The sequence below is a fragment of the uncultured Polaribacter sp. genome, assembly GCF_947503875.1.
Taxonomy (GTDB): Bacteria; Bacteroidota; Bacteroidia; order Flavobacteriales; family Flavobacteriaceae; genus Polaribacter.
The window spans coordinates 138,449-163,444 of the sequence record NZ_CANNFH010000007.1; the positions used below are offsets into that span (position 1 = coordinate 138,449).

Sequence of the window (24,996 nt, forward strand, 5' to 3'; positions counted from 1 at the left end):
TCCAATTCAAACGCCAATTACAATTTTTAATAAAATTAAATTACAGATTTATAAAAGTCTATATTTTGTTTTAAAATTTTATCATTATCAAATTTCTCTAAAATATGTTTTCTACTATTAATTTCTAAACCTTCCCTATTTTTTTTACTATCCAACAATTTAATAATAACTTTCGCCATATTTTCTGATGATTCTTTATTAAACAACAAGGCAGCCTTACTATTCCCTAAAATTTCTTTAAATGGCTCTATATCACTTACTGCTATTGCCTTACCCATACACATAGCCTCTATTATAGTTAAGCCAAATGATTCAGATATCGAGGGATACACACAAATTGTTGCGCTTTCAATCGCTATAGGAATTTGCCTGTAAGGCAAAATTCCTTTAAAATGAATTCCCGTTTTTACAATCTCAACGTATTTATTTTTTAAATAGTTTATATATGAATTATTATCTTTAGATGCCCAATCTCTACCAATAATATCTAAAATAGCTGAAGGATATTTCCGCTTAACTAGCGCAAAAGCTTTTACTAGATTTTCAACTCCTTTTTTTTCACAAACTGTACCTATAAATAGTAATTTGTGTTGTTGTTGTTTTTCTGCATCTGCTTTATAAAAATTTTCAATTTTAATACTATTATAAATGATTTCATAATTAAATTTATAATTCAAATATTGCTGTGTTTGTTTCCCTACATAGTTACTTACAGCCACAAAAAAATCTGCATTCTTAAATGATTTTTTTTCCTGATAGCCCCTCCATAAAACAGGTTTTTTATGCAACTCTATGGCAAAAAAATGATGCCCACCATGTAATCGAATTACTTTTTTATAAGAGGTTCTTTTAGGAAAAAAAGCAAAACTTAATTCGCTTCCTTCAACAATATCAATTTTTAAATTATTATTTATTTGAGCTATTTTTTGTATTATCCTTCTGTTTTGATCAAAAAATTTACCAACTTTCCATTTAGATTTCTTTAATCTAAATACATTAATTCCTGCATCTATTTCGAACTCATTTTTAAAAAGATTATTAATCCCTAAAACGGTAACCTTTACACCTTCTAAAATTAGTTTATTGGCCAAAAAATGAACAAAAGTTCCTATTCCACCATGTGAAATATTTTTTTTAGGATACTCATTAGTTAAAAAAACTACATGCATTCTTTAATGGCTTTAACTATATTATTCGAATTATTTTCCAGAGGTTCTAAAACAATTCTCTTTAACCATTTCTTTCTATCCTTACCAACTTTATTAGGTTCTAATAAACTAAGTATTACTTTTTTTCTAATTTCATCTTTATTATTTACCCATCCAACTGCTTCAATATCTTTTAAAGTTTTAAAATGTTGAAAATTATAAATATCTTCAACATTCCAAGATACATTGTTAACTGGATTGTAATTAAGATATAAACAAGGTTTATTTAAAACTGCGGCATCATGTGCCATAGTACTTCCTAAATTAATAATAGCATCTGAATGGTAAACTGTATTTACTAGTAATTTAATATCGTTGTAAGCTGGATATATAGATGAAAATGAATTTTCTAAATCTTTATCTATTCTCCAATCTGGATCAATACAAAATAAAATTTCTTTATATTTATTTATAACTTCATCAAACCTAGAAGATTTATCTACAGGACATCTTCTAAAAATTATTTGCGGTCTATTTTCTTCTTCAATTTTAGATACCTCTTCACAAACATCTTCTAAATAAGCAGTTTCATAAGGAGAAGTTGTAACATCGTTTCCGGAAAAACAAATTGTCTTCTTCAAAGGATTTAGACCATATGTCTTAAAAAAAGATTTTTTATCCTTAGAATAGCTTTCGATTGAATAAAACTCAAATTGTGGTGTTCCTGTAATTTTTATTTGTGATGATTTTATTTCTTTATACAATAATTCTAATTCTTGTTTCATTAATTCAGACCAAACAAAGTAATAATCATATCTAAAAATTAATCTTGCTTTTGGTATGTTATCCCAAGAATAGATAACTGTTGCTGTTTTAATTTGCATTTTTTTTGCACAAGAAAAAATAGGTGAAGTTATAGGTGCTCTTTGATGAAGATTTAAAACTACATCTGGTTTGTGTTTTTCGAATATATTTTTTGCTATAACATCTGATTTACTAATTTCTTCATCAAATAATTTATCACCAAATTTTATTAATTTATTAGATTTGGATAAAATTGCTCCTAAAATTTCAGCAATAAAATATAAAACCCTTTTTTTGAATCCTTTTTTATTTGGACTCCAAAACTTTACTATCGTTTTATTATTTAAAATTTTCTTGTTTTGTAATAATCTAGCATAAGCTAAAGATTCTCTTAAAACTCTTGCTTTTAAGCCCTCTGTAAAATTGGGTATCTCTATAAATTTATTTAATTCGGGTTTATGTTTTCTAATTTCTTCAATTGCTCCTTTTGTTAATTTATGGCAAATTATAATTTCATTATTATCTGCTAAAAGATGATTAACAAATTTAGAATACAAGTAATTTCTTACTCCAACTCCATCTGGTACCACAATTAAAATTTTTTTCATGTTATTTTAAATCTTCTAAAGTATCTATATCTAAGCTTGTTTCTGTAGACATTTTATAATAAATTGTTTTGTTTGTAAATAAACGATTATTCTTTAAAAAATGTGCAATTGAAATGATATAAATTGCTCCATTAGGTTTATAAACTTCTGGTAATTTTTGTCTTGGATAAAATGGAAAATCATTATTAATAATACCTTTTAAAAATCCGTTTTCATCAACTCTAAAAGATTTATAAGGGTGATGTTCTAAATCGCAAACACTAATTAACGAATTAGCTTTTGAATTTAGTAAACTCAAAAAAGAAAGATCAATATCTTCAAAAGTTCTTAGCGGAGATGTGGGCTGTAAAAGCACTAAATAATCGTAATGATTATTGATATTTTCTAAAACATGCGTTAAAACTGGCTCTGTTCTAGAATCATCTAAAGCTAATTCCTTTGGTCTTTTTATACAAATAACACCTTTGGTTTTACTTGCATATTCTAAAATTTCATCATCATCTGATGATACAACAACGTCATTAATATAATTAGCTTTCTTAGCAACGTCTATAGACCATTGTATTAATGGTTTACCTCTAAAATTAATTAAATTCTTTCTTGGTATCCCTTTAGACCCTCCTCTTGCTGGTATGATTGCTAAAATCTTCATATTATAAATCTTGAAATTGTTTCTGGCAATTGACTTCCCAAAATTTATTAGAACTTAATAATTCTAAGAATAAAGAATCACTATTTCCTTCTCCAAATTCTGAAATTTTATCATTTCTAAAGTCTAACTTATTACTATTATTTATCGCTTTCAAAATTTGTAATTTCTCCAAAGTAATATTTAAAATTGTATTACCAAATGACCTCTTATTTTGTCTGCTTCCTAAATTTAAAGTAGGTACATTGTAAAAAGGTGCTTCTCTAACACCAGCACTAGAATTACCAATAATAAATTTAGATTCTTTTAATAATCTTAAGAAATATTCAAATCTTAAAGAAGGAAATATTTTAATGTGGTCTTTCTGTTCTAATCTTTTATATTCTTGTAAAATTTCTTCCGTCCCTAAATCATTATTAGGATAAATGACAATGTAATTTAGTTTAGATTCTATAAGAACATCCACAAAAATTTTACTTTGTGCTTTTATAGCTTCATATTCTGTAGTAACAGGATGAAACATTGCAATAGCATATTCATCAAAAGGAATATCATAATAGTTCTTTACATCTTCCAATTTTGGAAGCTTTTGAGGGTTCATTAAATCTAAATCTGGTGAACCAATAACAAAAATTGAAGACTCTAATTCTCCCATTTGTATTAGTCTCTTTTTTGCTTGTGAATTAGAAACCAAATGTAAATGGGACAATTTACTTACAGAATGTCTTATTAGTTCGTCTATTGTTCCAGAAATTTCACCTCCTTCTATATGTGCGACTAAAATGTTATTTAGACTACCTACAATTGCACCTGCCAAAGCTTCTACTCTATCGCCATGCACAACTATTAAATCTGGTTTTTGTATGCCAACATATTCTGAAAAACCTTGTATTGTTTTGGCTAAAGTTCTATCCATATGTTCTGCCCCTACATGGTTTTGAAAAGTAACAATATTTTTAAATCCACTTTTGTAAATTTCATTTACAGTTAATCCATATTTGGCATCTAAATGCATTCCTGTTGCGAAAATTTGGATATCAAATTTTAAAGATTCTTGTGTAATTTTAATTAACGATTTTAGTTTCCCAAAATCTGCACGAGTTCCAGTAAGAAATACTATTTTTTTCATTATAATAAAATCATTTTACCAGATGTAATTACTTTCGAATTTTCTTTAACATCTTTATTTACCACAACATTAGCGCCTATAATTGAATTATTACCGATGTTTAATTCACCTATAATTGATGAATTACAATATAGTGTAACATTATCACCAATAAAATTACCTTTACCAGAACCATTTATCTTATGCCCAATTGTACAACCTTGGTGAATTATAAAACCTTTACCTATTGTATTTCTACTTCCAATAACTAAACCTTCTCCATGCACTACATAAAAGCCCACATCGATACTATTATTAAAATAAATTTCACAACAACAAACTTCTTTTAACAACCAATGAATTTGAAATTTTAATGGCTCTAAATTATTTAAATGAATTTCATTACCTAATCTGAATAAAAAAATAGCTAATTCATTGTTATTAGAACAAATATTTTTAAGAATTTCTGTTTTAGTCTTACTTTTAAAGTGATATTGAACATCTTCTATTGTTTTTTTAAAAGCAGTTTCTATAATAAAACTGGGAATTAAAATTGATTTATAAACTTTTAATTGTAAGAATTTCACAAAATCTCTAATCTCTTTTTCTTCTTCCATAGTTTAATGGTATCAACCTAATTAAAATCACTAAAAACTAAATGTTTATCATTATTAATATTAGTAGTTGCCTTTCTGCCTAATATTGAATTGAAATGTTCTGCTAAAACTTCTCCTGTTCCTGGTCTTTTTACCCAAATATTATCTTTCGTAAAAAGTTCTCCCTTTTTTATGGGTTTTATTGTAACTACAGTGGCAAAAGCAAAATCTATAGTAACTTGTTCTTCTTTGGCGGGTTCTTTTGTTCCTCCACGCATTTGCCAAATTAAATTACTTCCTTCAATCAATTCTTTGCAATCGTTCTCATCCATAGAGCAAACAATATCTGGGCCTGTTCTTTGTTTATGGTCTGTAAAATGACGCTCTACAATTGATGCGCCAAGAGCAACTGCACCCAAACAAGCATGATTAGTTAGTGTGTGATCTGATAAACCAAAAACATTTTTAGGAAAGGCCTCAGATAATTCTTGCATTGCACCAAAACGAACCAAATGCACTGGTGTTGGATATAAATTTGTAGTATGTAATAACGCTAAAGGTACGTTTGCTTTCTCAAAAATTTCAACAGCTTTGGCTACACTTTCTATGGTATTCATGCCTGTACTCAAAATTACAGGTTTGTTAAATGTAGCAATGTGTTCTAATAATGGATAGTTATTACATTCTCCAGAACCTATTTTATAGGCTGCAACATTCATTCTTTCTAACCTTTCTGATGCTGCTCTAGAAAATGGTGTAGATATAAAAATCATGCCTTTACTTTCTACATAATTTTTCAAAGCAATTTCTTCCTCTTCATTTAAAGCACAGCGTTTCATAATTTCATAAATAGAAACATCTGCATTTCCTGGAATTACTTTCTTTGCAGCACCACTCATTTCATCCGCTACAATATGAGTTTGGTGTTTTACGCACTCTGCACCTGCTCTAAAAGCAGCATCTACCATTTCCTTGGCTACTTTTAAAGAACCTTCGTGATTGATACCTATTTCAGCTATTACAAAGGGTGGATAATCTATGCCCACTTTTCTGTCTTGTATTTCTATAAATTGATTATTCATATATACTTTCCTTATTTTTAAAATGTTTAAAAAATAATGGTTTTAAATCTTCTAATTCTTTTCCTTTTTTGTTCCACCAATCTAATTCTTCAATTTCTTTAATAATTGAATCTTTAAATCTCTTTTTTATTTTTTCTGCTGGAACACCTCCAACAATTGTGTAAGGTTCTACATCTTTAGTTACTACTGCTCCTGCTGCTAAAACAGCTCCATTACCAATTTTTACATTACCAACTATCGTTACATTATGTCCAATCCAGACATCATTTCCAATTACAATTTTTTCATTTTTTTTTAGATTATGCAATTCACCATCAAACAAATTTTTATTAATATAGGTAGTCATATAGTTTAATGGATGGTTATTTGATATAATTGCAACATCAAAACCTAGCTGACAATATTTCCCTATTTCTACATCACCTTGAATAACATTATTGTAACCTAATGTTGTAGCCCAACCAATTCTAATATTTCCGGAAAAATTACATCTATCTGCTATTGCGTTTTTACCTTCAAACTTTACGTTTTGTAAACCTCTTGAAAAACCAAAAGTTTTCACGTTTTCATACTTCTCCAAAGAATTAAGAAAAAAATATAATATTTTTTTTTATAGAAAGGCGTAAATTAAAAATCATCTACTTTAATTTTATGAATTTTACTTTTTTTAAAAATCCAATAATTTTCAATCTTATCCTATAAGGAATGATACGTAAAATTAAGTTTGCTTTTGCAGATGGCAAACTATCAAAAGAAAAATCATCTTCTTTAAAAGTGCTTATTTCATCTAACTTAGTTAAGGTCCAGTCTTTTTCTAAAACGTTACCCATGTGCCAAACGTATGATTTTGGGGAAGATAATTTTAAAAGGCCTGTTTTATTGAATGGAATATCTAAATAAAGTGCTTCTGACCCGCCTGAAGCGAATTTATTTGAGTTTTCCATAGGAACAAAGTTTAAAGTGGGTGTTTTTTTTATAGTACAACAAAAATGACCTGCGCCCATAATATAATTATGATTTTCTAAAGTAAGTATTTTACTTTCTAACATTTGTACAGTAAATTCTTCAGGTTTACCAATGCTTTTATGAAAATGTATTAAATCTTTTCTAGAACAAACTTCTTCTGTTTTTTTATTTTGAAAAAACAAAATATTTAAATTTGACAATAAAGTAGATTCTGAATAGCCATAATTTTGAGGTGTTGGATTCATTGAAATAAAACCTGCATTTGGCACATTCTTAAACATAGTATAAGTCTGTTTGAGCCATCCTTTGTCAAAAAAAACATCGGCATCAGAGTAGGTTATAAATTTCTCAAAAGATGCTCTAGTTTCTGCAATAATAGCATTCATTTTACCTACATTTTCTTTATTAAAAATAGCCCTATCAATTTTATTGTCTTGCTTTAAACTATAAATATAATTGTTAACTTCTTTACAAGATGCGTTAGAAATTATAGATATTACCGTGTCAGAATTGATAGTTTTTAATAAGGATTCTACACAAACTTTAAATACATTTAGTGAATCTTTAAAATACCCTTCAAAATTTGGTATATATACAGGTATTATCACCCTATGAGAAATGCTTTTAGCATTTATCGTCTTATGGTTATTTGGATTAACTCCTTTACGCATAGTTATACTCTAAAAAAGTTATTTAATTTAAGTTTATTATAAAGCTGTTGTTTTGAAACCACAACATTTTCACTAGAAAACTCTTCAAAGTTAATATTACTTTTTAACTGTACATCATGATAATGCATCATAAACATATTTGTTTTCTTATCTAAATACGTTCTAGGTATTTCTTCTTTTGCTATCATAATTTCATGAATTTTTTCTGAAATCCTTGGTTTACCAATTGAATATTTGAGACCAAATTCCTCTTTGTAAATTTCAAAAAGATCAGAGACTTTAAAACTAGGAATGTTTGGTATGATATTAAAACCAGTAAAATTAAAAGAGTTTTGAATTAAACTAATAGCTTCATCCACATCAATCATAAAACGAGTCATATCTTTAGAATATAACTTAAGTTCATAATTATTTTTAATTGAATCTAGTATCAAAGGAATTATACTACCAGTTGAGTTTAAAACATTGCCATAAATAGCGGTAGTTAATTTCACATTAGATTCCTCAGCGTTTACAATAAAAGCTTCACCACCAATAAACTTCATTGCACCATATAAAGTTGTAGCTGCTCTACTTTTATCTGATGAGATAAAGCAAGCTGCTTTAAAATTGTTTTCCTCTGCTACCTTTCTTGAATTGGTAGCTCCATTTATTATTGTTCTTATAGCAATATCTACATTTTGATCGACAGCCTCAATTTGTTTTAGAGAGGCAGCAAAAATACCATGTGTATGACCTTTAGCAGCTCTATTCATGTGATTAAAATCTGCAACGTCACCAATAATGCACTTTATCTTTGGAAATTGTTTCTTCAAAAAATAGTGTTTCGCTTCATCACGACTATAAACCGTAATTTCTGCATTACCATAATAACTTTTTACAATTTCTTTTCCCAAAAAACCTGCTCCTCCAGTAATAAATAATTTCATATTATTAGTCATTCATATAACTTTTAAGTGTAGTTAGCAATTCAAAATCAAAACTACTTTTTATAATAAGAGATTTATTAGAAATGTATTGATGATATAAATTATAAATTTTTTCATGTAATTTTAACAGATGAATTTTTTGGGTGTTAAAATTAACATTATTTCTAAACTGTAAGATTGCATTTATTGCTTTATTTATATAAATTAATTCAAAATCTACATTATTAATAATACTCTTCTTTTCTAAAATAATATCATTACAAAAATTTGCAACAACAGAGGTGTGATAAGGTTTTGCAAAGGGTCCAAAAATGTTGGGAAACACCAATTTCACGTATTCAGTTTCCCATTCTTCACAAATATTTTTTAAATAATCACTAGAATGTCTTTTCGATTCTCCATAAAAAGTGTCTTTTTTTTCATGTATAGAGCTCGTAAACAACATATTAGATTTTAAATTAAATTTTTTTAATGTTTCTATTAAATGAGTATTTATTTTTATATTCTCATTAACAATTAATTTCTCTGGCGTTACTCTGTGAACTGATGCCAAATGAATTACATAATCTAATTTATCTGGTATATAAGGGTAAATAATATCATTATATCTACTTAAATAAAAGACATTAAACTTATTTAATAAACTTAATCGATTAATTAAATTTATACCTATAAAACCATTAGAACCTGTTATTAATAAATTCATGGCTTTACCTCTTTATTATTATAAAAACTAGTAATTTAAAATTTCTATATTTTAAAAACCATAACTTATTTAATTTGTGCAAAACATATAGGCTTTTAAAAACACCTTTTTTTATTATTTTAATCTGATTTTCAGATAAACTTTGTATAAAGATTTTGTAATTTTTAGTTGTTATTATTTTTTGTTTCAAAAAATCATCCAAAAAAGTTTTCATAAATAGGTTTAATTCTAAATACAATTTTTGATTTACTTTAGAATTATTTTCTTCATGAATTCTATATTTTGTTAAAGGTAAATCTAAATAATAAAATTTAGTAAAAAAAGAAGCTCTTGCCCAATATTCAACATCTTCTCCTGCAGCTTTCATTTTTTCATTAAAATAACCTATTTCTTTTATTAATTTAGTTCTTGTAAGCGGATAATCACTAATGGTCCAATTACCTATCATTCTCTTAGAAATTGTACCATGCTTAACTTTTGGTGTTCCTGGTTTTCCAACAAATTTATGCAAACTTTTACCATCTAAATCAATTAGTTCACAATAACAATGCACCAATCCATATTCAGGTTTATTTTCTAAAATATCAACCATTAGTTCTAACCTATTTTCTACCCATAAATCGTCGTCATCTAAAAAAGCGATATATTTACCTTTAGCCTTATCAATACCAATATTTCTAGGTTTACAAGGTGAACCTGTGTTACTAATTTTAATGTAATTTACTTTATCAAAGGAAGCACATAGTAGTTCGTTATCTTTGCCAGAAGAGCCATCATCTACTACCCAAACCTCTATATTTTTGTAGGTTTGTGAAATAACAGACACTAAAGTCTGTTTTAATAATAGGGTTCTATTAAATGTAGGTATTACAATACTAACTAAAGGTGCTTTCATTTTAGTATCTTATTAAGAATTCTTTTAAAACCAAAAGAAATAAACTCTAAATAATAATTAAGAATTTTGAAAGGTGCTTTATCGATTGTTTTTAAAGCTTTGGTGTCTAAAACTTGGTTTTTATGTTTCCAAATATAGTATTTAATATAATGCTTTATAAACTTTTTGTATTTAGACTGTTGATTAAACATATTTAAATAAGCGGCTTTTTCATAATAAACTGAACCTTGTCTAAATTTGGTTATTTTAGTGGAAGTAGAATCATCATGTCTTCTAAAATAGTTCAACTCAATATTTAAAAAAACAAATGTATTGTGCTCTAATAAATAAGTCCATAAAAAAATATCTGATGCTTGTTTAAACTTAAAAATGTCTGATGGTATTTTTTCTTTTGGTTTTTTAAAAACAACACTGCTTCCATTTGTAATGTAAGTGTTAAAAGGCATCCCATTCATAAATACGTCTGATGTAAACAATTTATAAGAATCTATGTCTACATTTAAATCGCTTGTTCTTTTAGTAGAATTATACAAATAGTTTTCATTTTCATCTACATAATTACTGCCACAAAAGGATAAGGCTGCATTTGTTTTTTCTAACACTGCTAATTGCTTTTCTAAAAATTGAGGATCTGAATAATCATCAGTTTCAGCAATCCAAATGTATTTTGTTTTGGCTAATGTTATTCCTTTTTCCCAAGAAGTATAGCCACTGCCAGAGTTTTCTTTATTCACAATAAAGTGAGCAATTTTTGAGCTATGTTTTAACTGAAATTCTCTTAAAATTTTTAGACTATCGTCTTTAGAGCAGTCTTCAATAATAATCAACTCCCAATTTGTATACGTTTGATGTACAATAGAAGTTAATCTTTTGCGTAAAAATTTGCCATGATTATAGCTTGGTATTATAATGGTTACTACATCCATTTACTTATTAAAATTTGTTATAAGATTTTTAGTAACTTTTAGGTATTCCAAACCCCATCTTTTACAAGGTTCTAAATGATTTCCCTCTGCCCATTCATTCCAAGCATTTATAAATAAAAAGTTATCATCATTTACATCAACCTTGTAATTATCTAGTAAATATTTAAGCCATATGCCATACTTTGTTGGAGTAGAGTTATGCAAAACAAAAGAGTTTGTTTTTCTTGCCGAATTATCCCACATTGGTGTTATTCCTGGAAAAACGTTTTTTCCTAAAGTATTTTTCATTTGAAGACTAGCATATTCCTCATAATCAAAAACTCTAATTTTTTTTCTATTACTAATAATCTTTTTTGATATTTTTTTTAATAACCTTAATATTATATTATTTTTTGTTTTTATTGGAACATTCGTAAAACTTGGCTGAAAATTAAAGGCAAAATCAAAACTAGTATTTTCTGGAAATGCAGAGTATTCACTATTTTGTGAATAACCTAAGTATAAATCAGGAAAACCAGCCTTTTTAACTTCTTTTCTCCATATTTCTATTGTTCTATTTAAATTCGGAAATAAAATTGGTCTATATATAATAAATACTGGTTTCCCTTTTACTTTAATATACCTATCATCCTTAAAGTATTTTATTAAATATTTTATATGTGCCAAATCATCTTCCTTCGAATAATTTTGCTTTAATAGAATTTTATTATTTCCACCATCCCAGGTTCCTGTCCAATTTTCATTTGCCCAACATAACATAAATGGAAAATTGGGCTTTCCACTTTTAAAAACCTCTTCAAAAGGTCTCTCTAACATACGCTTGCCATTAAACCAATAATGATAATAACAGAAGCCATGCAAACCATATTTTTTAGCTAATTTAGCCTGTTCTATTCTTATTTCTTCTAATCTTAAATCATAAAAACCTAAATCAGCAGGAAGATGTGGTTGATAGTGATTTTTAAACCTAGGTTTAGATTTAACCACATTAGTCCATTCTGTAAACCCTTTACCCCACCATTTATCATTTTCTCTTATAGGATGATATTGAGGTAAGTAAATTGCAATAGCTTTTAATTTATCGGACATTGTTTCTTTTGATTTTTTTGATGATTTTTTTGATGATTTTTTTAACAAAGTAATCCCTTGGTAATATTGGAATAAAAGGTTTCATTTTAGGATGTTTTTTTCTTAAAATGCTATAAAATTTTTTTTTGAGTATGAAATCTGGATTCGATTTTTCTGTAATGTTTGCTTGTATCTTACTAGATAAACCGACTTGCTGTCTTTTATGCACCCTATAATAAATTAGAGATTCATTTATAAAATATAATCCATTTAGAGCCGCTGCATGAATTCCTAAAAAAGCATCATGCCAATAGCCAAGAGGGACCCTAATGGGTAAGATATTTTTTTTTAAACTACTATGAATGCATAATGTAGCTCCTGTAATTTTATTTTTATTCATAATTAAATCTTTAAAAACATTTTTATTATTAATCCACGAAAGCTGTAACTGCTCATTAAAACCCCATTTATCCCATAATGTTGACTCTAATCTACCTCCTTTATTATCTATAAGTTCTCCGTTAGAAAAAAGTAATTTACAGTTCATGTTTTTAATAAAATATGATTGAAACTTATCTACTTTATTATTGCACCAAATATCATCTTGATCTGATAAAAATATTAATTCTCCAGAACAGATAGAAATTGCCTTTTCGAAATTTTTAATTGTACCCAAAGACTTATTATTAATATATATTTTTATCAATTCTGGATATTTCAGTTTGTAAGATTTTAATATTTCAATTGTTTTATCACTTGATCCATCATCACAAATAATAATTTCATTTACTTTTAGTGTTTGATTTATTATACTATCCAATTGCTCGGTTATAAATTCACCTCCATTAAAAGTACACAAAGCGACGGATAATATCATCATTTATTTAAAAATCTATTAATTCGTAATTTAAAATGCTTCTTAAATTTGTAATTTTTTAAAAAAAGGTCTGGTAAAGCAAATAAGAGAATAACACCTTTTAATTTATTATTGTTTCTAAAAAAAAGTAACGCTTTTTCATAATTAAGATTTCTTTTTATTTTTTTATTTCTTAATTTAATTATATTTAGTTTACTAATTTTTTGTTGCTTTAAGAAACTCATTACAATGTTTCTCATTTTTAAATCTATATCAATGATCGTAATACGATCATTTGTTTTTTTTGCGCTAGCAATCACACTTCTATTATGATATCTAAAACTATTTAATTTTTTAGAATTATAACAAATCTCCTTATTTACAACAAGCTGTATATAAAACAACCAATCTCCACAGTATTTTAAATATGAACTTTGATTTAACTTTTTAATCTTTTTAAAGACTTCATCCCTTCTGAAAATAACTGCACTTGCATTTGGTATAACATTCTTAAAAATTAAAAAATTCTCAATGAAATCATTTCCTTTCATTATAAAGTCTGATAAGAATAGTTCTTTGTCTAAATCATCAGTGTGGCTTAACCAATCACCTGTATTTAAAGACTCACAATTGACTCTATTCGACTGACAGTATGATAGGACGATATTTTCATTTTGTTTCATAGGCTTTAGTAATTCCTGTAATAAATTAACGTCACAGAAATCATCACTTTCAGCTATCCAAATAAACTCCCCTTTTGCTAAAGCAAGCCCCTTATTCCATTGTGAAAAAGTATTCCCTGTATTTCTTTCATTAAATACGCAATGAGTAACTTTTGGTTGTAAAGCATAATTTGACAATATTTCAATACTATCATCTGTACTGCAGTCATCTAACAAAATGACTTCAAAATCCTGAAAAGTCTGATTAAAAACAGAATCTAATCTTTCTTTTAAAAATGCAGCATGATTATAATTAGGAACTATAACACTAACTAATGGTTTCAATTTTCTTTTTTTTTTATTGTTCTTAATTTTCTTAAATAAAATCTAACCAACTGATAGTAAAACCTATGATAATTTTTATTTTGCTCCTTATAAATTTCAATAATTTTAGTACTTAAACTAATCAATTTACTTAATGTAAATATTTTTTTACCTGATTTAAATATAATTTTGAATTTATCTGAATTAAATGTATCATCCGCTTGAGTTGAACTGAAACCCCCATCTGCATAATTTGCAATTATTATGTTTAAATAGACATGTTTGATTTTAGAATGATAAAACCATTTAATATTATGATCCCAGTCTGCATGAACCTTATATTTTAATTGAAATATACCTATTATTCTAAAAACCTTTCGATTAAAAAAAATTGCTTGATGACAAATATTTTGATTTTCAAGTCTTAAATACGTGAACTTCCCTGCATAGACTCCATTAAATCGAGGTGAACTTACATTACCGTAAACAACATCATATTTTTTAAAATCCTTCCATTCAAAAATTTTCTCTAATGTAGTTTCTTCATAAAAACTATCATCGCTTCCGAGAAAATATAACCAATCTCCCTCAGCTAAATGAATACCTTTATTCATAGCGTCGTAAATACCACTGTCTGTCTCGCTAAAAATTTTTATTCTATTATCTTTAAAACTTCTAGCAATACTTAGCGTATTATCTTTTGATTTATTATCTAAAATTAGAACCTCGTAATCTATAAAAGTTTGTTTAACAATACTATCTAAACATTTCTTAAGTGTTAAATCACAATTATAGGATGGTATTATAATTGACAAATAAGGTTTTTTAATCATATAAACCAAAAATCTTTTCTTACCATAATAGCGTTAAGATTTGTGTTTGCATACTCATAGTATCCTTTATTAACTAAAAAATCTATTAGTTCACTTCTTCTCGCTCCTGTCCCAACTTCGGAATATTCTGCTGCTTCTACACATATAACTTTTGGTATAGATTTCTTAAAATTTATAGATTTTAAAATATCAAAATCCATACCTTCAGCATCTAAAGATAGAAAATCAGGAAATACTCCTGAACTATATTTATTAATTATTGTTTCCACAGTTGTTATATTTATTTGTTTTGTTTCTTCTATATTATACTTTCCTGTTTTAATATAGCTCTCACATTCATCTTTAGAAAATGAACTTAATGTAACGTCATTCATTATATAGAAATCTAAAGAATCTTCTTTTGCGCCTATTCCAATATTTAAGTTAATATCATTTTTTCTGTGTTTTTTAAATGACTCTATCAAATAAGGATTTGCTTCAATATTAATACCTCTGGAACCATTTTTATAAAAAATAGCTGTATTATTTATAAAAAAAGGATCATTTGCTCCAATATCAATATAGGATGGTTTATTTATACCTCTGAGTAAAAAAATATATTTTATAATTAAATCTTCTCCAGATTGTGAATAAGAAGTATTGCCCTTTGGTAATTTACCTTTATTCTTTTTGCTAGTTTTAAATATACTTATCATTTTCTATTTTTTGTAAATGATTAATTTCAAATGTATTAGTTTTAAAATAATAAAATAAGTAATTTAAATTACATTCCCCATTTGATTAAAGGCATTATTACTCCTGGTCTTTTATCTGCATAGTTTTTATTAATTCCATTAATATTAAAAATAGTAATTGGAATATTAATTTCCCCTAAGGAAATCCACCTAACATTATGTATACCTATTGCAACACTAATTAAATAATTACCTGGTTTCAATAAATTTTTGGGTATACTAGCATTTAAATTGTAAGAACCTTTCATATAGCACTCTTGTTCCATAAGGTCGTCATTAAAAGATCTAAATACTACTTCACTGTTATTATTGTCTATTAGATCAAAACCTATTCGTAAACCATTAAGTGTTTTTTTTAACAGAAAATTAAACTCAAAACTTATTTCCTGATTGGTGTAAAAATTATAGTTAGATTCTCCATTTTCATTAATTAAATCAAAATTAATTAATTTAAATTCATCATCTTCTATTAACTTATCTTGGTATAAATGATTATTATCTTTTTGATTTTTTAAATAATTTTCCACAGCATCTTCTGTAATACCAATAAATTTTATCGCTCCATCTTTCAAAACTATAACTTTACTGCATAAATTAGCTACAGCAGTCATGTTATGACTCACAAACAAGACAGTCCTACCATTTTTTCCTGAAATGTCTTTCATTTTACCAATTGCCTTCTTTTGAAATTCTACATCACCAACTGCTAAAACTTCATCTATAATTAAAATGTCTGGCTCTAAATGGGCAGCCACTGCAAAAGCTAACCTTACTGTCATTCCACTAGAATAACGTTTAACAGGTGTATCTATATACCGTTCACAACCCGAAAAAGCTACAATTTCATCTAACTTAGCCGCGATTTCTTTTTTGGTCATTCCTAAAATGGCGCCATTTAAAAAGATGTTTTCTTTACCGGTCATTTCTGGGTGAAAACCAGTACCAACTTCTAATAAAGAGGCAATTCTACCCTTAGATTTTATGCTTCCTGTTGTTGGTCCAGTAACTTTAGATAATATTTTTAGTAAAGTAGATTTTCCTGCTCCGTTTTTACCAATTATTCCTAAAACTTCTCCTTTTTTTACTTCAAAATTAATATCTTTTAAAGCCCAAACATATTCAGAATTTCCCTTAGAAGCTCTGTCGTTAGTTTCGCCTATTTTTAAATACGGGTCTTCTTTTCCTCTAATTCGCGCCAAAAACCGATTAAAATCGTGACTAATGGTTCCTGTGCCCACAGTTCCTAAACGGTATTGTTTAGAGAGATTTTCGACTTTTAAAATAACTTCAGTTGTCGGTTCTCTGTTCCCTGTTTTCAGTTGACGGCTATCCATGGTCTCATGTCGGTTTTCGTTTCTCGATTCCGTTTCTTCGTTTGATTTACTCAGGTTCTCCATTCTCTTTCTACATAGGTTATAAATGTAAATAATTTTGCTCCTAATATATCATATTTCTTTTGTAAATCATTACAAGCTTCTAATTTATGTATGTTATAAATCATCTCTAATTGTGATAAACATTCTAATAATGAAGCATGTGCATAAATTAAAAACTTTACGAAATCTTGTTTATATTTTCTTCTACCATAACCTTCTACAATATTATCTTTAATACTTTTAGATGATCTTCTAATTTGACTACCTTGTTCATAAAGTTCATACTTTGGCAATTGCATAGTTAAATGGTGCACCTCTACAGCGTAAGAAAATGCCAATTTGTAAACATCTAAATCTTTATAGCTTTTCATTTTTTTACTTTTTAAACCATCAACCAAAAACCATCAACCAAAAACCATTCACCACCAACCACAAACCATCAACCATTATACAGTATCTATAAATGTCTTCTCTGTTTTATTAAAAATTAGTAATCCTAAAAAGAAAACGGTAATTGTAAATATGGCTGTGTAAATTAAACCAAAAGCGGAAAAATTACCATCGTTTAACAAAATATATCTTCCAAATTCTATTAAATGTGCTAGAGGATTATAATCTACAATCCAAGATAAATTGTATCCTTTTATGTTGTTTAATTTATCGCGCATTAAATCTAAAGGATACATTACTGCAGATAAATACATGAGTAATTGCACACCAAAGCCTACTAAAAAAGTGACATCTCTATACTTGGTTACCATTGAAGAAATAATCATACCTAAACCCAAACCAACCATACCCATGGCTACTATTAAAATAGGTAAAAAAATAAGTAATTTATTTGGTGTTATAGTAGCTCCAGAAAGATAATAATACAAATAAAAACAGATAAATATAAAAATCTGAATTCCGAATTTTAATAAATTAGAAACCACTATAGACATGGGCATAATAACTCTAGGGAAATACACTTTCCCAAAAATGGCGGCATTTTTTTTAAAGGTATCTGAGGTAGCCGTTAAACAATCTTTAAAATAATTCCAAATGGTAATACCTGCTAAATTGAATAAAAAAGGCGGAATTTCACCCGTAGAAATACCTGCGATATTATTAAAAACTAAAGTAAAAATTACGGAGGTAAAAAGTGGCTGAATTAAATACCAAAGTGGTCCTAAAATGGTTTGCTTATAAACGGTAACTACATCTCTTTTTACAAACAAAAAAAGTAAATCTCTATATTGCCAAACTTCTTTTAAATTTAAATCGAATAAGTTGGTTTTTGGCGAAATTTCGAAAAGCCATTTTTCTTTCTGCATTAGTAGTAAAGGTTAGGGACACAAATATAATTTTTTTAATTTAAAATCGACCAACTTTAATAGGAAGGGTTTTATTTTTACATTTGATAAATCTTTGAAGTTTTGAACTCAATTTCTATTGAAATTATCCCTTTTAAAGACGAGCTTTCTAAAGATTTTTAAGAGGTAGACGTTGCGTGGTAAACCAAATATTTTTACGCAGAGCCTTATGATGAACAAGTACTAAGCAAACTACAAGAACATATTATAACGCAAGGTGGTTATCTGTTTTATACCAAATAAGGAAAAATCGATTTAGAAAATACCGTTTGTTAGTCAGTTACAATTTATACTATTTTAAAACGAATGTCATTTCAACTTTACGGAGAAATCTTAAATTTAATAATAGATTTCCCAACTACACTGCGTTACGTTCAAATGACAAATATTTGATTTTCAATCAAGGTCATTAAAAAAACAGATTATGAGACAAGTTTAGCACTACAAAAAACTCTGAATTGCCAAATCATAACCTTTTAAACCAAAACCAAACAAAACACCACTTGCATTTGGCGATATATAACTGTGCTGTCTGAATTCTTCTCTGGCATGTATGTTAGAAATATGCACTTCTACAACAGGAGTTTCTATTCCTTTTATAGCATCTCCAATACCAACAGAGGTATGCGTATAAGCCGCTGCATTTAATATAATACCATCACAATTAAAACCAACTTCATGCAATTTATCTATCAGTTCTCCTTCAATATTCGATTGAAAATAGGATAATTCTACATTTTTAAATCGCAATTGTAAGTCTTTAAAATAATCTTCAAAAGTTTGAGAACCATAAATTTCTGGCTCTCTTTTTCCTAAAAGATTTAAATTTGGTCCGTTAATTATAATAATTTTCAAAAGATTGTAATTTTAGTTTGTAAATATATTTTATTTTTAACAAATGAAATGGCAAAATGCAATTAAAGATTACCAAACGTATTTAAAAATAGAGCGTGGTCTCGCAAAAAACACGATAGACAGCTATTCTAAAGATTTAGAAAAATTGGTTTTGTTTTTAAATGATAGTAACCTAATTGTTTCTCCAATTGCTATTGATAACGAAACTATAAAAGAATTTATTTATCAAGTTGCTAAACAAGTAAACCCTAGAAGTCAGGCAAGAATAATATCTGGTTTGCGCAGTTTTTTTGATTATTTGGTTTTTGAAGATTATAGAGAAACCAACCCAACAGATTTATTAGAAACGCCTAAAATTGGTAGAAAATTACCAGATACCTTATCGCAATTTGAAATTGATAAACTAATCGCTAGTATCGACTTAAGTCATCCACAAGGAGAAAGAAACAGAACTATTTTAGAAACTTTATACAGTTGTGGCTTGCGTGTAAGTGAAGTAATTACCTTAAAAATTTCTGATTTATTTTTTGAAGAAGGTTTTATAAGGGTTTTGGGTAAGGGAAACAAAGAGCGCTTTGTACCCATTCACCCTTCTGCACAAAAATATATTTTATTTTACATAAATGATATTAGAGCACACATAAATCCTCAAAAGAACTTTGAAGACACCTTGTTTTTAAATAGAAGAGGCAAAGGTTTATCTAGACAAATGGTATTTCTAATTTTAAAAGATTTAGCCATCAAAATCGATTTGAAAAAGAAAATTAGTCCACACACATTGCGCCATTCTTTTGCTACACATTTACTGCAAAATGGAGCCGATTTAAGAGCTATTCAACAAATGTTAGGTCATGAAAGCATCACCACAACAGAAGTTTATGTGCATGTAGACAAAACCTATTTAAAAGAGGTCGTAGAAACGTTTCACCCAAGGGCTTCTTATTCTTAAACTCCACAAGTGGAAGATCACTATTTAATTTTGAGCGAAACAGAGTGAAGTCGAAAAATCTCACATCAAAACAAACAAAGACTTCTCCACAAGGTCGAAATGACAGAAATGACAAAAAGGTTTTACTATGCAACACAACAGTAAGCACACAAACTTGTCACTTCGATTTTAAGAGAAGTCCCATTAGAGTAAGAAATACATCTGTTATACTTTATTAAATGCTTTGCTTTATAAGATTTCTCCACAAGGTCGAAATGACAAACAAACGTCATTTTGAGCGAAACAAAGTGAAGTCGAAAAATCTCACATCAAAACAAACGAAATTTCTCCACAAGTTCGAAATGACAATCAATTGTCATTTTGAGCGAAACAAAGTGGAGTCGAAAAATCTCATATCAAAACAAACAAAGATTTCTCCACAAGGTGGAAATGACAATCAAATGTCATTTTGAGCGAAACAAAGTGAAGTCGAAAAATCTCACCTCAAAACAAACAAAGATTTCTCCGCAAGTTCGAAATGACAACTATAAGAAAAATAACAAAAAACAAAAAGACTTTTCTGCAAATAGCAAAAAAGTCTTTATTCTATAAAATACACAAGAGTGTCTCTTCCCTCAGGGAAGATTAAGATGGGATACTACTTTGCCACATTCACCGCTCGTGTTTCTCTAATAACTGTAACCTTAACTTGCCCTGGATACGTCATATCATTTTGTATTTTCTGAGAAATACTAAAAGACAATTCTGATGCTTTGGTATCATTCACTTTAGTGCTTTCTACCATAACACGTAATTCTCTACCCGCTTGAATTGCATAAGCCTTCTGTACTCCAGAAAAACCAAAAGCAATGTCTTCTAGGTCTTTTAAACGTTGTATGTAAGAATCTAAAACCTGACGTCTTGCACCTGGTCTTGCTCCAGAAATTGCATCACAAACTTGCACTATTGGAGAAATTAAAGATTTCATTTCAATCTCATCATGGTGTGCACCAATGGCGTTACAAACATCTGGCTTTTCACCATATTTTTCTGCCCATTGCATTCCTAATAATGCGTGTGGTAATTCACTTTCTTCATTAGGTACTTTACCAATATCGTGCAACAAACCAGCTCTTTTGGCAACCTTCGCATTTAAGCCCATTTCTGAAGCCATAATACCGCATAAATTTGCCACTTCTCTAGAGTGCTGCAATAAATTTTGACCGTAAGAAGATCTATATTTCATTCTACCCACAGCTTTTATCAATTCTGGGTGTAAACCATGAATTCCTAAATCGATAACCGTTCTTTTACCAACTTCTATAATTTCTTGGGTAATTTGTTTTTCTGTTTTCCCTACAACTTCTTCAATTCTTGCTGGATGAATTCTACCATCTGTAACCAATTTATGTAAAGATAAACGTGCAATTTCTCTTCTAATTGGATCAAAACAAGACAAAATAATAGCATCTGGCGTATCGTCTACAATAATTTCTACACCTGTTGCAGCTTCTATTGCTCTAATATTACGTCCTTCTCTACCAATTATTCGACCTTTTACATCATCAGACTCTAAATTAAAAACAGAAACACAATTTTCTACAGCTTGCTCTACACCTACTCTTTGTATAGTACCTAAAACTACTTTTCTGGCTTCTTGTTCCGCAGTTAATTTCGCCTCTTCAACAGCTGTTTGTATAAATGCCATTGCCTCTGTCTTTGCTTCATCTTTTAAAGAAGATACCAATTCTTTTTTAGCTTCATCTGCAGATAGACCAGAGATTTGTTCTAACATATCTACATGTCTTTTGTGCATTTTGTCTAATTCTCCTTCCTTCTTTTCTAAGAAATCTAGTTTAAAATCGTAATCTTTATTTTTAGCTTCTAAAGATTGATTTAATCGTTTATTTTTATCTACTTCAGAGGCAACTTTAGATTCTCTATCTCTAATTCTTTTCTCTACATCAGAAATCTTTTTTTCTCTAGAAAGTATAACTTTTTCGTGCTCAGATTTAAGCTCTATAAACTTTTCTTTTGCCTGTAAAATCTTATCTTTTTTTATTGATTCTGCATCAATTTTTGCCTCTTTTATAATTGTTGAAGCTTCTTTCTTGGTATCATTTAACAATTTTGTACCCTTTGATTTCTCTATAGTTTTGGCAATAATAAAGCCGACTAATATTCCAATAATTCCCACAATAATGGGAAGTAACATTCCATCCATAATTTAAGTTTAGTATATAAAAAAAGCCTACGATAGTTTGGTTTTTATAAACTCCATTATGACAAGTTTAGGACTAACTAGCTGATCAAGAATCCATCTAAAAACTGAAACAAGTTCAATAATAATGGCGTGCTTTGGCAACTAAGACTCATCCTTCATAATAGGTATTTGTTGAGTTTATCAAACAATTTACTAACGTAGGCAGTGTTTTGTTAATGTGTTTTAAAGAACTTATTTTAAATGAGTTTGCACCAATTGTGTTAACTCTTTAATTTTATTTATCGTTTCAACTTGTTCTGTATCTTTTTGTAGTGATGAAATTTCTAATTTTGATGCAAATTGTAATGCACACATGGCTAAAACATCTTGTTTATCGCTAACTGCATAGTTTTGTTCAAACCTAGAAATTAAGGTATTAATTGCTAAAGCCGCTTTACGCATCCCCTCTTCCTCTTTAATGTTATTTACACTTAAAGGATAGGTTCTACCTGCAATTACAATATTAATTTTTAATTTATCCACTATTTAAAAGAACGTTATTGTTGTAACTGAATAATACACTTATCAATTTCTTTGATTAATGCATTTATTTTGAGTTTTGTTTCTCTTGTATTTTGATTACTGCCTTCAATAGTTTTTGCAATTTTTAAAGTATCAAAATTGTCTTTTTGTTGCTGTAAAAGTTGCTCTTTTTCTAGTAATTTTTGTTGTAATTTTGTGTTCCTTTTTAGCAAGATCTCATTTTCTTCTTTTAAAAAATTATAATTAAAAAGTAAACTTTTTAAGCTATCTTCCAATAAATGAACTACTTCTAAGGTATTACTCATAAAAAAACTAGAATAAAACTATCTAGACAAAGTTAGCAATCTGTTTTAAACTTTACAACATTTAATTGCAATAATAATAAGTGACTAATTATTAACAGTTTAAATGAACAGTAAAATTTTACTATTTTTACCAAAAATTAACCTTTGAAAGCATACCTATTTGCCCTACTTTTTTGTTTTACCTTAGGTAGTTTTACCCAAGAAAAATACCCTAAAGATTATTTTAGAAGTCCGTTAAACATTCCTATTGTGCTTTCTGGTACTTTTGGTGAATTACGAAGCAATCATTTTCACTCGGGTTTAGACATCAAAACCCAAGGTAAAGAAGGTTTGCCTGTTTTTGCAGTTGCAGATGGTTATGTTTCTAGAATAAAAGTACAACAATTTGGTTATGGTAAAGCCATTTATGTAACTCACCCAAATGGTTATACTAGCGTTTATGGCCATTTAAGCAAGTTTTCTGATGAAATTGAAACGTATGTAAAAAGCATTCAATACAAAAAAGAGAATTACCAAACGGGAAATCTTTATCCGAAGAAAAACCAATTTACACTTACAAAAGGACAGATTTTTGCTTTTTCTGGAGATTCTGGTGGCTCTGGAGGACCTCATTTACATTTTGAAATTAGAAATACAAAATCTGAAAATGTAATAAATCCCATGTTTTTTGGGATTACTACACCAGATACAAAAGCACCAACTTTTCAAGCATTACATGTTTATCCACTAAGTGATAATGCAAGAATAAACAAACAGTTTAATTCTTTTAAGGTTAATATAAAAAATATAGGAAAAGGAAAATATCAAGCAGATAGAATTTCTGCCAGTGGTGCTATTGGTTTTGGTGTAAATGTTTTTGATAGATTAAACAGAGCTCCCAATAAAAACGGAATTTACAGCTTAGAAATGCTTGTAAATGGCAAACGCTATTATTATCACGATTTAGAAACCTTTTCTTTTGCAGAAACCAAATATTTAAATTTATTAATAGATTACAGCTACTTTAAAAAATATAGAAGCAGATTGCAAAAAACGTATAAAAAAGAAGCGAATAAATTATCTATTTATCAAGATTTACTTAATAATGGTAAAATTGAAATAGAAGATAAAAGAAATTATTCCGTAGAAATTATTGCAAAAGATTTTAATGGCAATGCAAGTAGCATTAAAATACCGGTTGTAGGTGCAAGTTCTAATGCTATTTTTAAAAAACAAAAAGATACTACTGCCTATAAAATAAAGGCAAAGGCATTTCACAAATTCACTTTGGAAAATGTTACAGTTGCTTTTCCTAAAAACACATTTTACGAAGATTTGTTTTTAGATTTTAAGGTTACCAATGGCATTGCACAAATACACACACCTACTGTGCCTTTAGATAAAAGTTATACACTTACATTTAATGTTTCTAAGTATTCTGAAGACGAAAAAAAACAACTGTACATTGCTAATGTGGACTATGCAAAATACCCACGTTACCAAAACACCAGAAAAAGAGACAGCACTTTTTTCACCACAACCAAATCATTAGGAAAATATACCTTGAAAAAAGACAGTAAAAAACCGACTGTGCGTGCTTTGTATTTTAAAGATCAACAATGGATTAGTAGTTTAAAAACATTGCAGGTAAAAATTGCAGATGTAGGTTCTGGAATAAAAGATTGGTATGCTACTATAGACGGTAATTGGATTTTAATGGAGTTTAATCATAAAAAAGGGATTTTAACCTATAATTTTAATGATAAAAAATTGGTGGGTAGCAAACATATCTTTAAAATTGTAGTCTCAGATAATGTTGGCAATACTACAAGCCTTTCTAGAACGTTCTTTAGAAAGACAACCGATATTAAAAGATAACATCAAAAC

26 protein-coding genes and 1 other RNA gene are annotated in these 24,996 nt (G+C 28.1%); 2 read left to right on the top strand and 25 right to left on the bottom strand.

Annotated features, from left to right (window positions below; genetic code table 11):
• Positions 1 to 35: 35 nt before the first annotated feature.
• From Q0684_RS12185 to aroQ, 21 genes are all read right to left on the bottom strand, one after another.
• Complete coding sequence (locus tag Q0684_RS12185; protein WP_299017163.1) at positions 36 to 1,169, bottom strand: glycosyltransferase family 4 protein; 1,134 nt, start codon at positions 1,167 to 1,169, stop codon at positions 36 to 38.
• Complete coding sequence (locus Q0684_RS12190) at positions 1,160 to 2,560, bottom strand: hypothetical protein (RefSeq protein ID WP_299017166.1); 1,401 nt, start codon at positions 2,558 to 2,560, stop codon at positions 1,160 to 1,162. Before Q0684_RS12190 ends, Q0684_RS12185 begins: the two co-directional genes overlap by 10 nt.
• 1 nt (position 2,561) lies before the next feature.
• A complete protein-coding gene (locus tag Q0684_RS12195; protein ID WP_299017169.1) occupies positions 2,562 to 3,212 on the bottom strand; it encodes an acylneuraminate cytidylyltransferase family protein in 651 nt (216 codons plus the stop codon).
• Between the two features lies 1 nt (position 3,213).
• Positions 3,214 to 4,338 (bottom strand): UDP-N-acetylglucosamine 2-epimerase, encoded by a 1,125-nt coding sequence (gene neuC, locus Q0684_RS12200; protein WP_299017171.1) that lies wholly within the window; start codon positions 4,336 to 4,338, stop codon positions 3,214 to 3,216.
• The gene (locus tag Q0684_RS12205) at positions 4,338 to 4,934 is read right to left on the bottom strand and encodes a hypothetical protein (protein WP_299017172.1); all 597 of its coding nucleotides are present in this window, start codon (positions 4,932 to 4,934) and stop codon (positions 4,338 to 4,340) included. The genes neuC and Q0684_RS12205 overlap by 1 nt, the downstream gene beginning before the upstream one ends.
• A 17-nt stretch (positions 4,935 to 4,951) precedes the next feature.
• Positions 4,952 to 5,995, bottom strand: a complete 1,044-nt coding sequence (gene neuB, locus Q0684_RS12210; RefSeq protein ID WP_299017174.1) for an N-acetylneuraminate synthase — start codon at positions 5,993 to 5,995, stop codon at positions 4,952 to 4,954.
• Positions 5,988 to 6,575: a CatB-related O-acetyltransferase gene (locus Q0684_RS12215; protein ID WP_299017177.1), complete on the bottom strand. Its 588-nt coding sequence runs from the start codon at positions 6,573 to 6,575 to the stop codon at positions 5,988 to 5,990. Before Q0684_RS12215 ends, neuB begins: the two co-directional genes overlap by 8 nt.
• 58 nt (positions 6,576 to 6,633) lie before the next feature.
• Positions 6,634 to 7,632 (bottom strand): glycosyltransferase family A protein, encoded by a 999-nt coding sequence (locus Q0684_RS12220; protein ID WP_299017180.1) that lies wholly within the window; start codon positions 7,630 to 7,632, stop codon positions 6,634 to 6,636.
• 2 nt (positions 7,633 to 7,634) lie between these two features.
• Entirely contained in the window at positions 7,635 to 8,561 is a 927-nt protein-coding gene (locus Q0684_RS12225) for a polysaccharide biosynthesis protein (RefSeq protein WP_299017183.1), read from the bottom strand.
• 4 nt (positions 8,562 to 8,565) lie between these two features.
• Positions 8,566 to 9,267, bottom strand: a complete 702-nt coding sequence (locus tag Q0684_RS12230; protein ID WP_299017186.1) for an NAD-dependent epimerase/dehydratase family protein — start codon at positions 9,265 to 9,267, stop codon at positions 8,566 to 8,568.
• Positions 9,268 to 9,271: 4 nt separating this feature from the next.
• A complete protein-coding gene (locus tag Q0684_RS12235; RefSeq protein WP_299017189.1) occupies positions 9,272 to 10,162 on the bottom strand; it encodes a glycosyltransferase family A protein in 891 nt (296 codons plus the stop codon).
• Positions 10,159 to 11,088, bottom strand: a complete 930-nt coding sequence (locus Q0684_RS12240; protein WP_299017193.1) for a glycosyltransferase — start codon at positions 11,086 to 11,088, stop codon at positions 10,159 to 10,161. Before Q0684_RS12240 ends, Q0684_RS12235 begins: the two co-directional genes overlap by 4 nt.
• A complete protein-coding gene (locus Q0684_RS12245; protein ID WP_299017196.1) occupies positions 11,089 to 12,177 on the bottom strand; it encodes a glycoside hydrolase family 99-like domain-containing protein in 1,089 nt (362 codons plus the stop codon).
• On the bottom strand, positions 12,167 to 13,036 hold the full coding sequence (locus Q0684_RS12250; RefSeq protein ID WP_366140211.1) for a glycosyltransferase: 870 nt from the start codon (positions 13,034 to 13,036) through the stop codon (positions 12,167 to 12,169). The genes Q0684_RS12245 and Q0684_RS12250 overlap by 11 nt, the downstream gene beginning before the upstream one ends.
• Positions 13,033 to 14,019 carry a glycosyltransferase family 2 protein gene (locus Q0684_RS12255; protein WP_299017199.1) on the bottom strand — a complete coding sequence of 329 codons (987 nt, stop codon included), beginning with the start codon at positions 14,017 to 14,019 and terminating at the stop codon, positions 13,033 to 13,035. The genes Q0684_RS12250 and Q0684_RS12255 overlap by 4 nt, the downstream gene beginning before the upstream one ends.
• Entirely contained in the window at positions 14,016 to 14,813 is a 798-nt protein-coding gene (locus tag Q0684_RS12260; RefSeq protein ID WP_299017202.1) for a glycosyltransferase family 2 protein, read from the bottom strand. The genes Q0684_RS12255 and Q0684_RS12260 overlap by 4 nt, the downstream gene beginning before the upstream one ends.
• Positions 14,814 to 14,827: 14 nt before the next feature.
• Positions 14,828 to 15,526: an FkbM family methyltransferase gene (locus Q0684_RS12265; RefSeq protein WP_299017205.1), complete on the bottom strand. Its 699-nt coding sequence runs from the start codon at positions 15,524 to 15,526 to the stop codon at positions 14,828 to 14,830.
• A 68-nt stretch (positions 15,527 to 15,594) separates the two neighbouring features.
• A complete protein-coding gene (locus Q0684_RS12270) occupies positions 15,595 to 16,899 on the bottom strand; it encodes an ABC transporter ATP-binding protein (protein WP_299017271.1) in 1,305 nt (434 codons plus the stop codon).
• A gap of 50 nt (positions 16,900 to 16,949) precedes the next feature.
• Positions 16,950 to 17,312, bottom strand: coding sequence for a four helix bundle protein (locus tag Q0684_RS12275; RefSeq protein ID WP_299017207.1), 363 nt, complete (start codon positions 17,310 to 17,312; stop codon positions 16,950 to 16,952).
• Between the two features lie 75 nt (positions 17,313 to 17,387).
• The gene (locus tag Q0684_RS12280) at positions 17,388 to 18,257 is read right to left on the bottom strand and encodes an ABC transporter permease (RefSeq protein ID WP_299017209.1); all 870 of its coding nucleotides are present in this window, start codon (positions 18,255 to 18,257) and stop codon (positions 17,388 to 17,390) included.
• 480 nt (positions 18,258 to 18,737) lie between these two features.
• The gene (gene aroQ, locus Q0684_RS12285) at positions 18,738 to 19,151 is read right to left on the bottom strand and encodes a type II 3-dehydroquinate dehydratase (RefSeq protein ID WP_299017211.1); all 414 of its coding nucleotides are present in this window, start codon (positions 19,149 to 19,151) and stop codon (positions 18,738 to 18,740) included.
• A 43-nt stretch (positions 19,152 to 19,194) separates the two neighbouring features.
• On the opposite strand from aroQ, the gene xerD reads away from it, so the two are divergent.
• On the top strand, positions 19,195 to 20,100 hold the full coding sequence (gene xerD / locus Q0684_RS12290; protein ID WP_299017214.1) for a site-specific tyrosine recombinase XerD: 906 nt from the start codon (positions 19,195 to 19,197) through the stop codon (positions 20,098 to 20,100).
• Between the two features lie 637 nt (positions 20,101 to 20,737).
• On the opposite strand, the gene rny is transcribed toward xerD, so the two are convergent.
• The 4 genes from rny to Q0684_RS12310 form a co-directional block, all read right to left on the bottom strand.
• Entirely contained in the window at positions 20,738 to 22,303 is a 1,566-nt protein-coding gene (gene rny / locus Q0684_RS12295) for a ribonuclease Y (RefSeq protein ID WP_299017217.1), read from the bottom strand.
• A 48-nt stretch (positions 22,304 to 22,351) separates the two neighbouring features.
• A non-coding RNA gene (gene ssrS, locus Q0684_RS12300) (6S RNA) lies at positions 22,352 to 22,480 on the bottom strand.
• A 54-nt stretch (positions 22,481 to 22,534) separates the two neighbouring features.
• On the bottom strand, positions 22,535 to 22,828 hold the full coding sequence (locus Q0684_RS12305; protein ID WP_299017273.1) for a cell division protein ZapA: 294 nt from the start codon (positions 22,826 to 22,828) through the stop codon (positions 22,535 to 22,537).
• 11 nt (positions 22,829 to 22,839) lie between these two features.
• Positions 22,840 to 23,130 (bottom strand): hypothetical protein, encoded by a 291-nt coding sequence (locus Q0684_RS12310; protein ID WP_299017221.1) that lies wholly within the window; start codon positions 23,128 to 23,130, stop codon positions 22,840 to 22,842.
• Between the two features lie 144 nt (positions 23,131 to 23,274).
• Here Q0684_RS12310 and Q0684_RS12315 point away from each other — a divergent pair, with 144 nt between their 5' ends.
• A complete protein-coding gene (locus tag Q0684_RS12315) occupies positions 23,275 to 24,987 on the top strand; it encodes a M23 family metallopeptidase (protein WP_299017224.1) in 1,713 nt (570 codons plus the stop codon).
• Positions 24,988 to 24,996: the final 9 nt, after the last annotated feature.

Excerpts from the sequence above, each read along its gene's own strand:
- Q0684_RS12250 (WP_366140211.1), bottom strand. The coding sequence starts at position 13,036 with ATGATGATATTATCCGTCGCTTTGTGTACTTTTAATGGAGGTGAATTT.
- Q0684_RS12240 (WP_299017193.1), bottom strand. The coding sequence starts at position 11,088 with ATGGATGTAGTAACCATTATAATACCAAGCTATAATCATGGCAAATTT.
- Q0684_RS12220 (WP_299017180.1), bottom strand. The coding sequence starts at position 7,632 with ATGCGTAAAGGAGTTAATCCAAATAACCATAAGACGATAAATGCTAAA.
- Q0684_RS12190 (WP_299017166.1), bottom strand. The coding sequence starts at position 2,560 with ATGAAAAAAATTTTAATTGTGGTACCAGATGGAGTTGGAGTAAGAAAT.
- neuC (WP_299017171.1), bottom strand. The coding sequence starts at position 4,338 with ATGAAAAAAATAGTATTTCTTACTGGAACTCGTGCAGATTTTGGGAAA.
- Q0684_RS12225 (WP_299017183.1), bottom strand. The coding sequence starts at position 8,561 with ATGAAATTATTTATTACTGGAGGAGCAGGTTTTTTGGGAAAAGAAATT.
- Q0684_RS12205 (WP_299017172.1), bottom strand. The coding sequence starts at position 4,934 with ATGGAAGAAGAAAAAGAGATTAGAGATTTTGTGAAATTCTTACAATTA.
- Q0684_RS12280 (WP_299017209.1), bottom strand. The coding sequence starts at position 18,257 with ATGCAGAAAGAAAAATGGCTTTTCGAAATTTCGCCAAAAACCAACTTA.
- Q0684_RS12230 (WP_299017186.1), bottom strand. The coding sequence starts at position 9,267 with ATGAATTTATTAATAACAGGTTCTAATGGTTTTATAGGTATAAATTTA.
- Q0684_RS12270 (WP_299017271.1), bottom strand. The coding sequence starts at position 16,899 with ATGGATAGCCGTCAACTGAAAACAGGGAACAGAGAACCGACAACTGAA.
- Q0684_RS12185 (WP_299017163.1), bottom strand. The coding sequence starts at position 1,169 with ATGCATGTAGTTTTTTTAACTAATGAGTATCCTAAAAAAAATATTTCA.
- Q0684_RS12275 (WP_299017207.1), bottom strand. The coding sequence starts at position 17,312 with ATGAAAAGCTATAAAGATTTAGATGTTTACAAATTGGCATTTTCTTAC.
- Q0684_RS12235 (WP_299017189.1), bottom strand. The coding sequence starts at position 10,162 with ATGAAAGCACCTTTAGTTAGTATTGTAATACCTACATTTAATAGAACC.
- Q0684_RS12265 (WP_299017205.1), bottom strand. The coding sequence starts at position 15,526 with ATGATAAGTATATTTAAAACTAGCAAAAAGAATAAAGGTAAATTACCA.
- neuB (WP_299017174.1), bottom strand. The coding sequence starts at position 5,995 with ATGAATAATCAATTTATAGAAATACAAGACAGAAAAGTGGGCATAGAT.
- rny (WP_299017217.1), bottom strand. The coding sequence starts at position 22,303 with ATGGATGGAATGTTACTTCCCATTATTGTGGGAATTATTGGAATATTA.
- Q0684_RS12310 (WP_299017221.1), bottom strand. The coding sequence starts at position 23,130 with ATGAGTAATACCTTAGAAGTAGTTCATTTATTGGAAGATAGCTTAAAA.
- Q0684_RS12195 (WP_299017169.1), bottom strand. The coding sequence starts at position 3,212 with ATGAAGATTTTAGCAATCATACCAGCAAGAGGAGGGTCTAAAGGGATA.
- Q0684_RS12245 (WP_299017196.1), bottom strand. The coding sequence starts at position 12,177 with ATGTCCGATAAATTAAAAGCTATTGCAATTTACTTACCTCAATATCAT.
- xerD (WP_299017214.1), top strand. The coding sequence starts at position 19,195 with ATGAAATGGCAAAATGCAATTAAAGATTACCAAACGTATTTAAAAATA.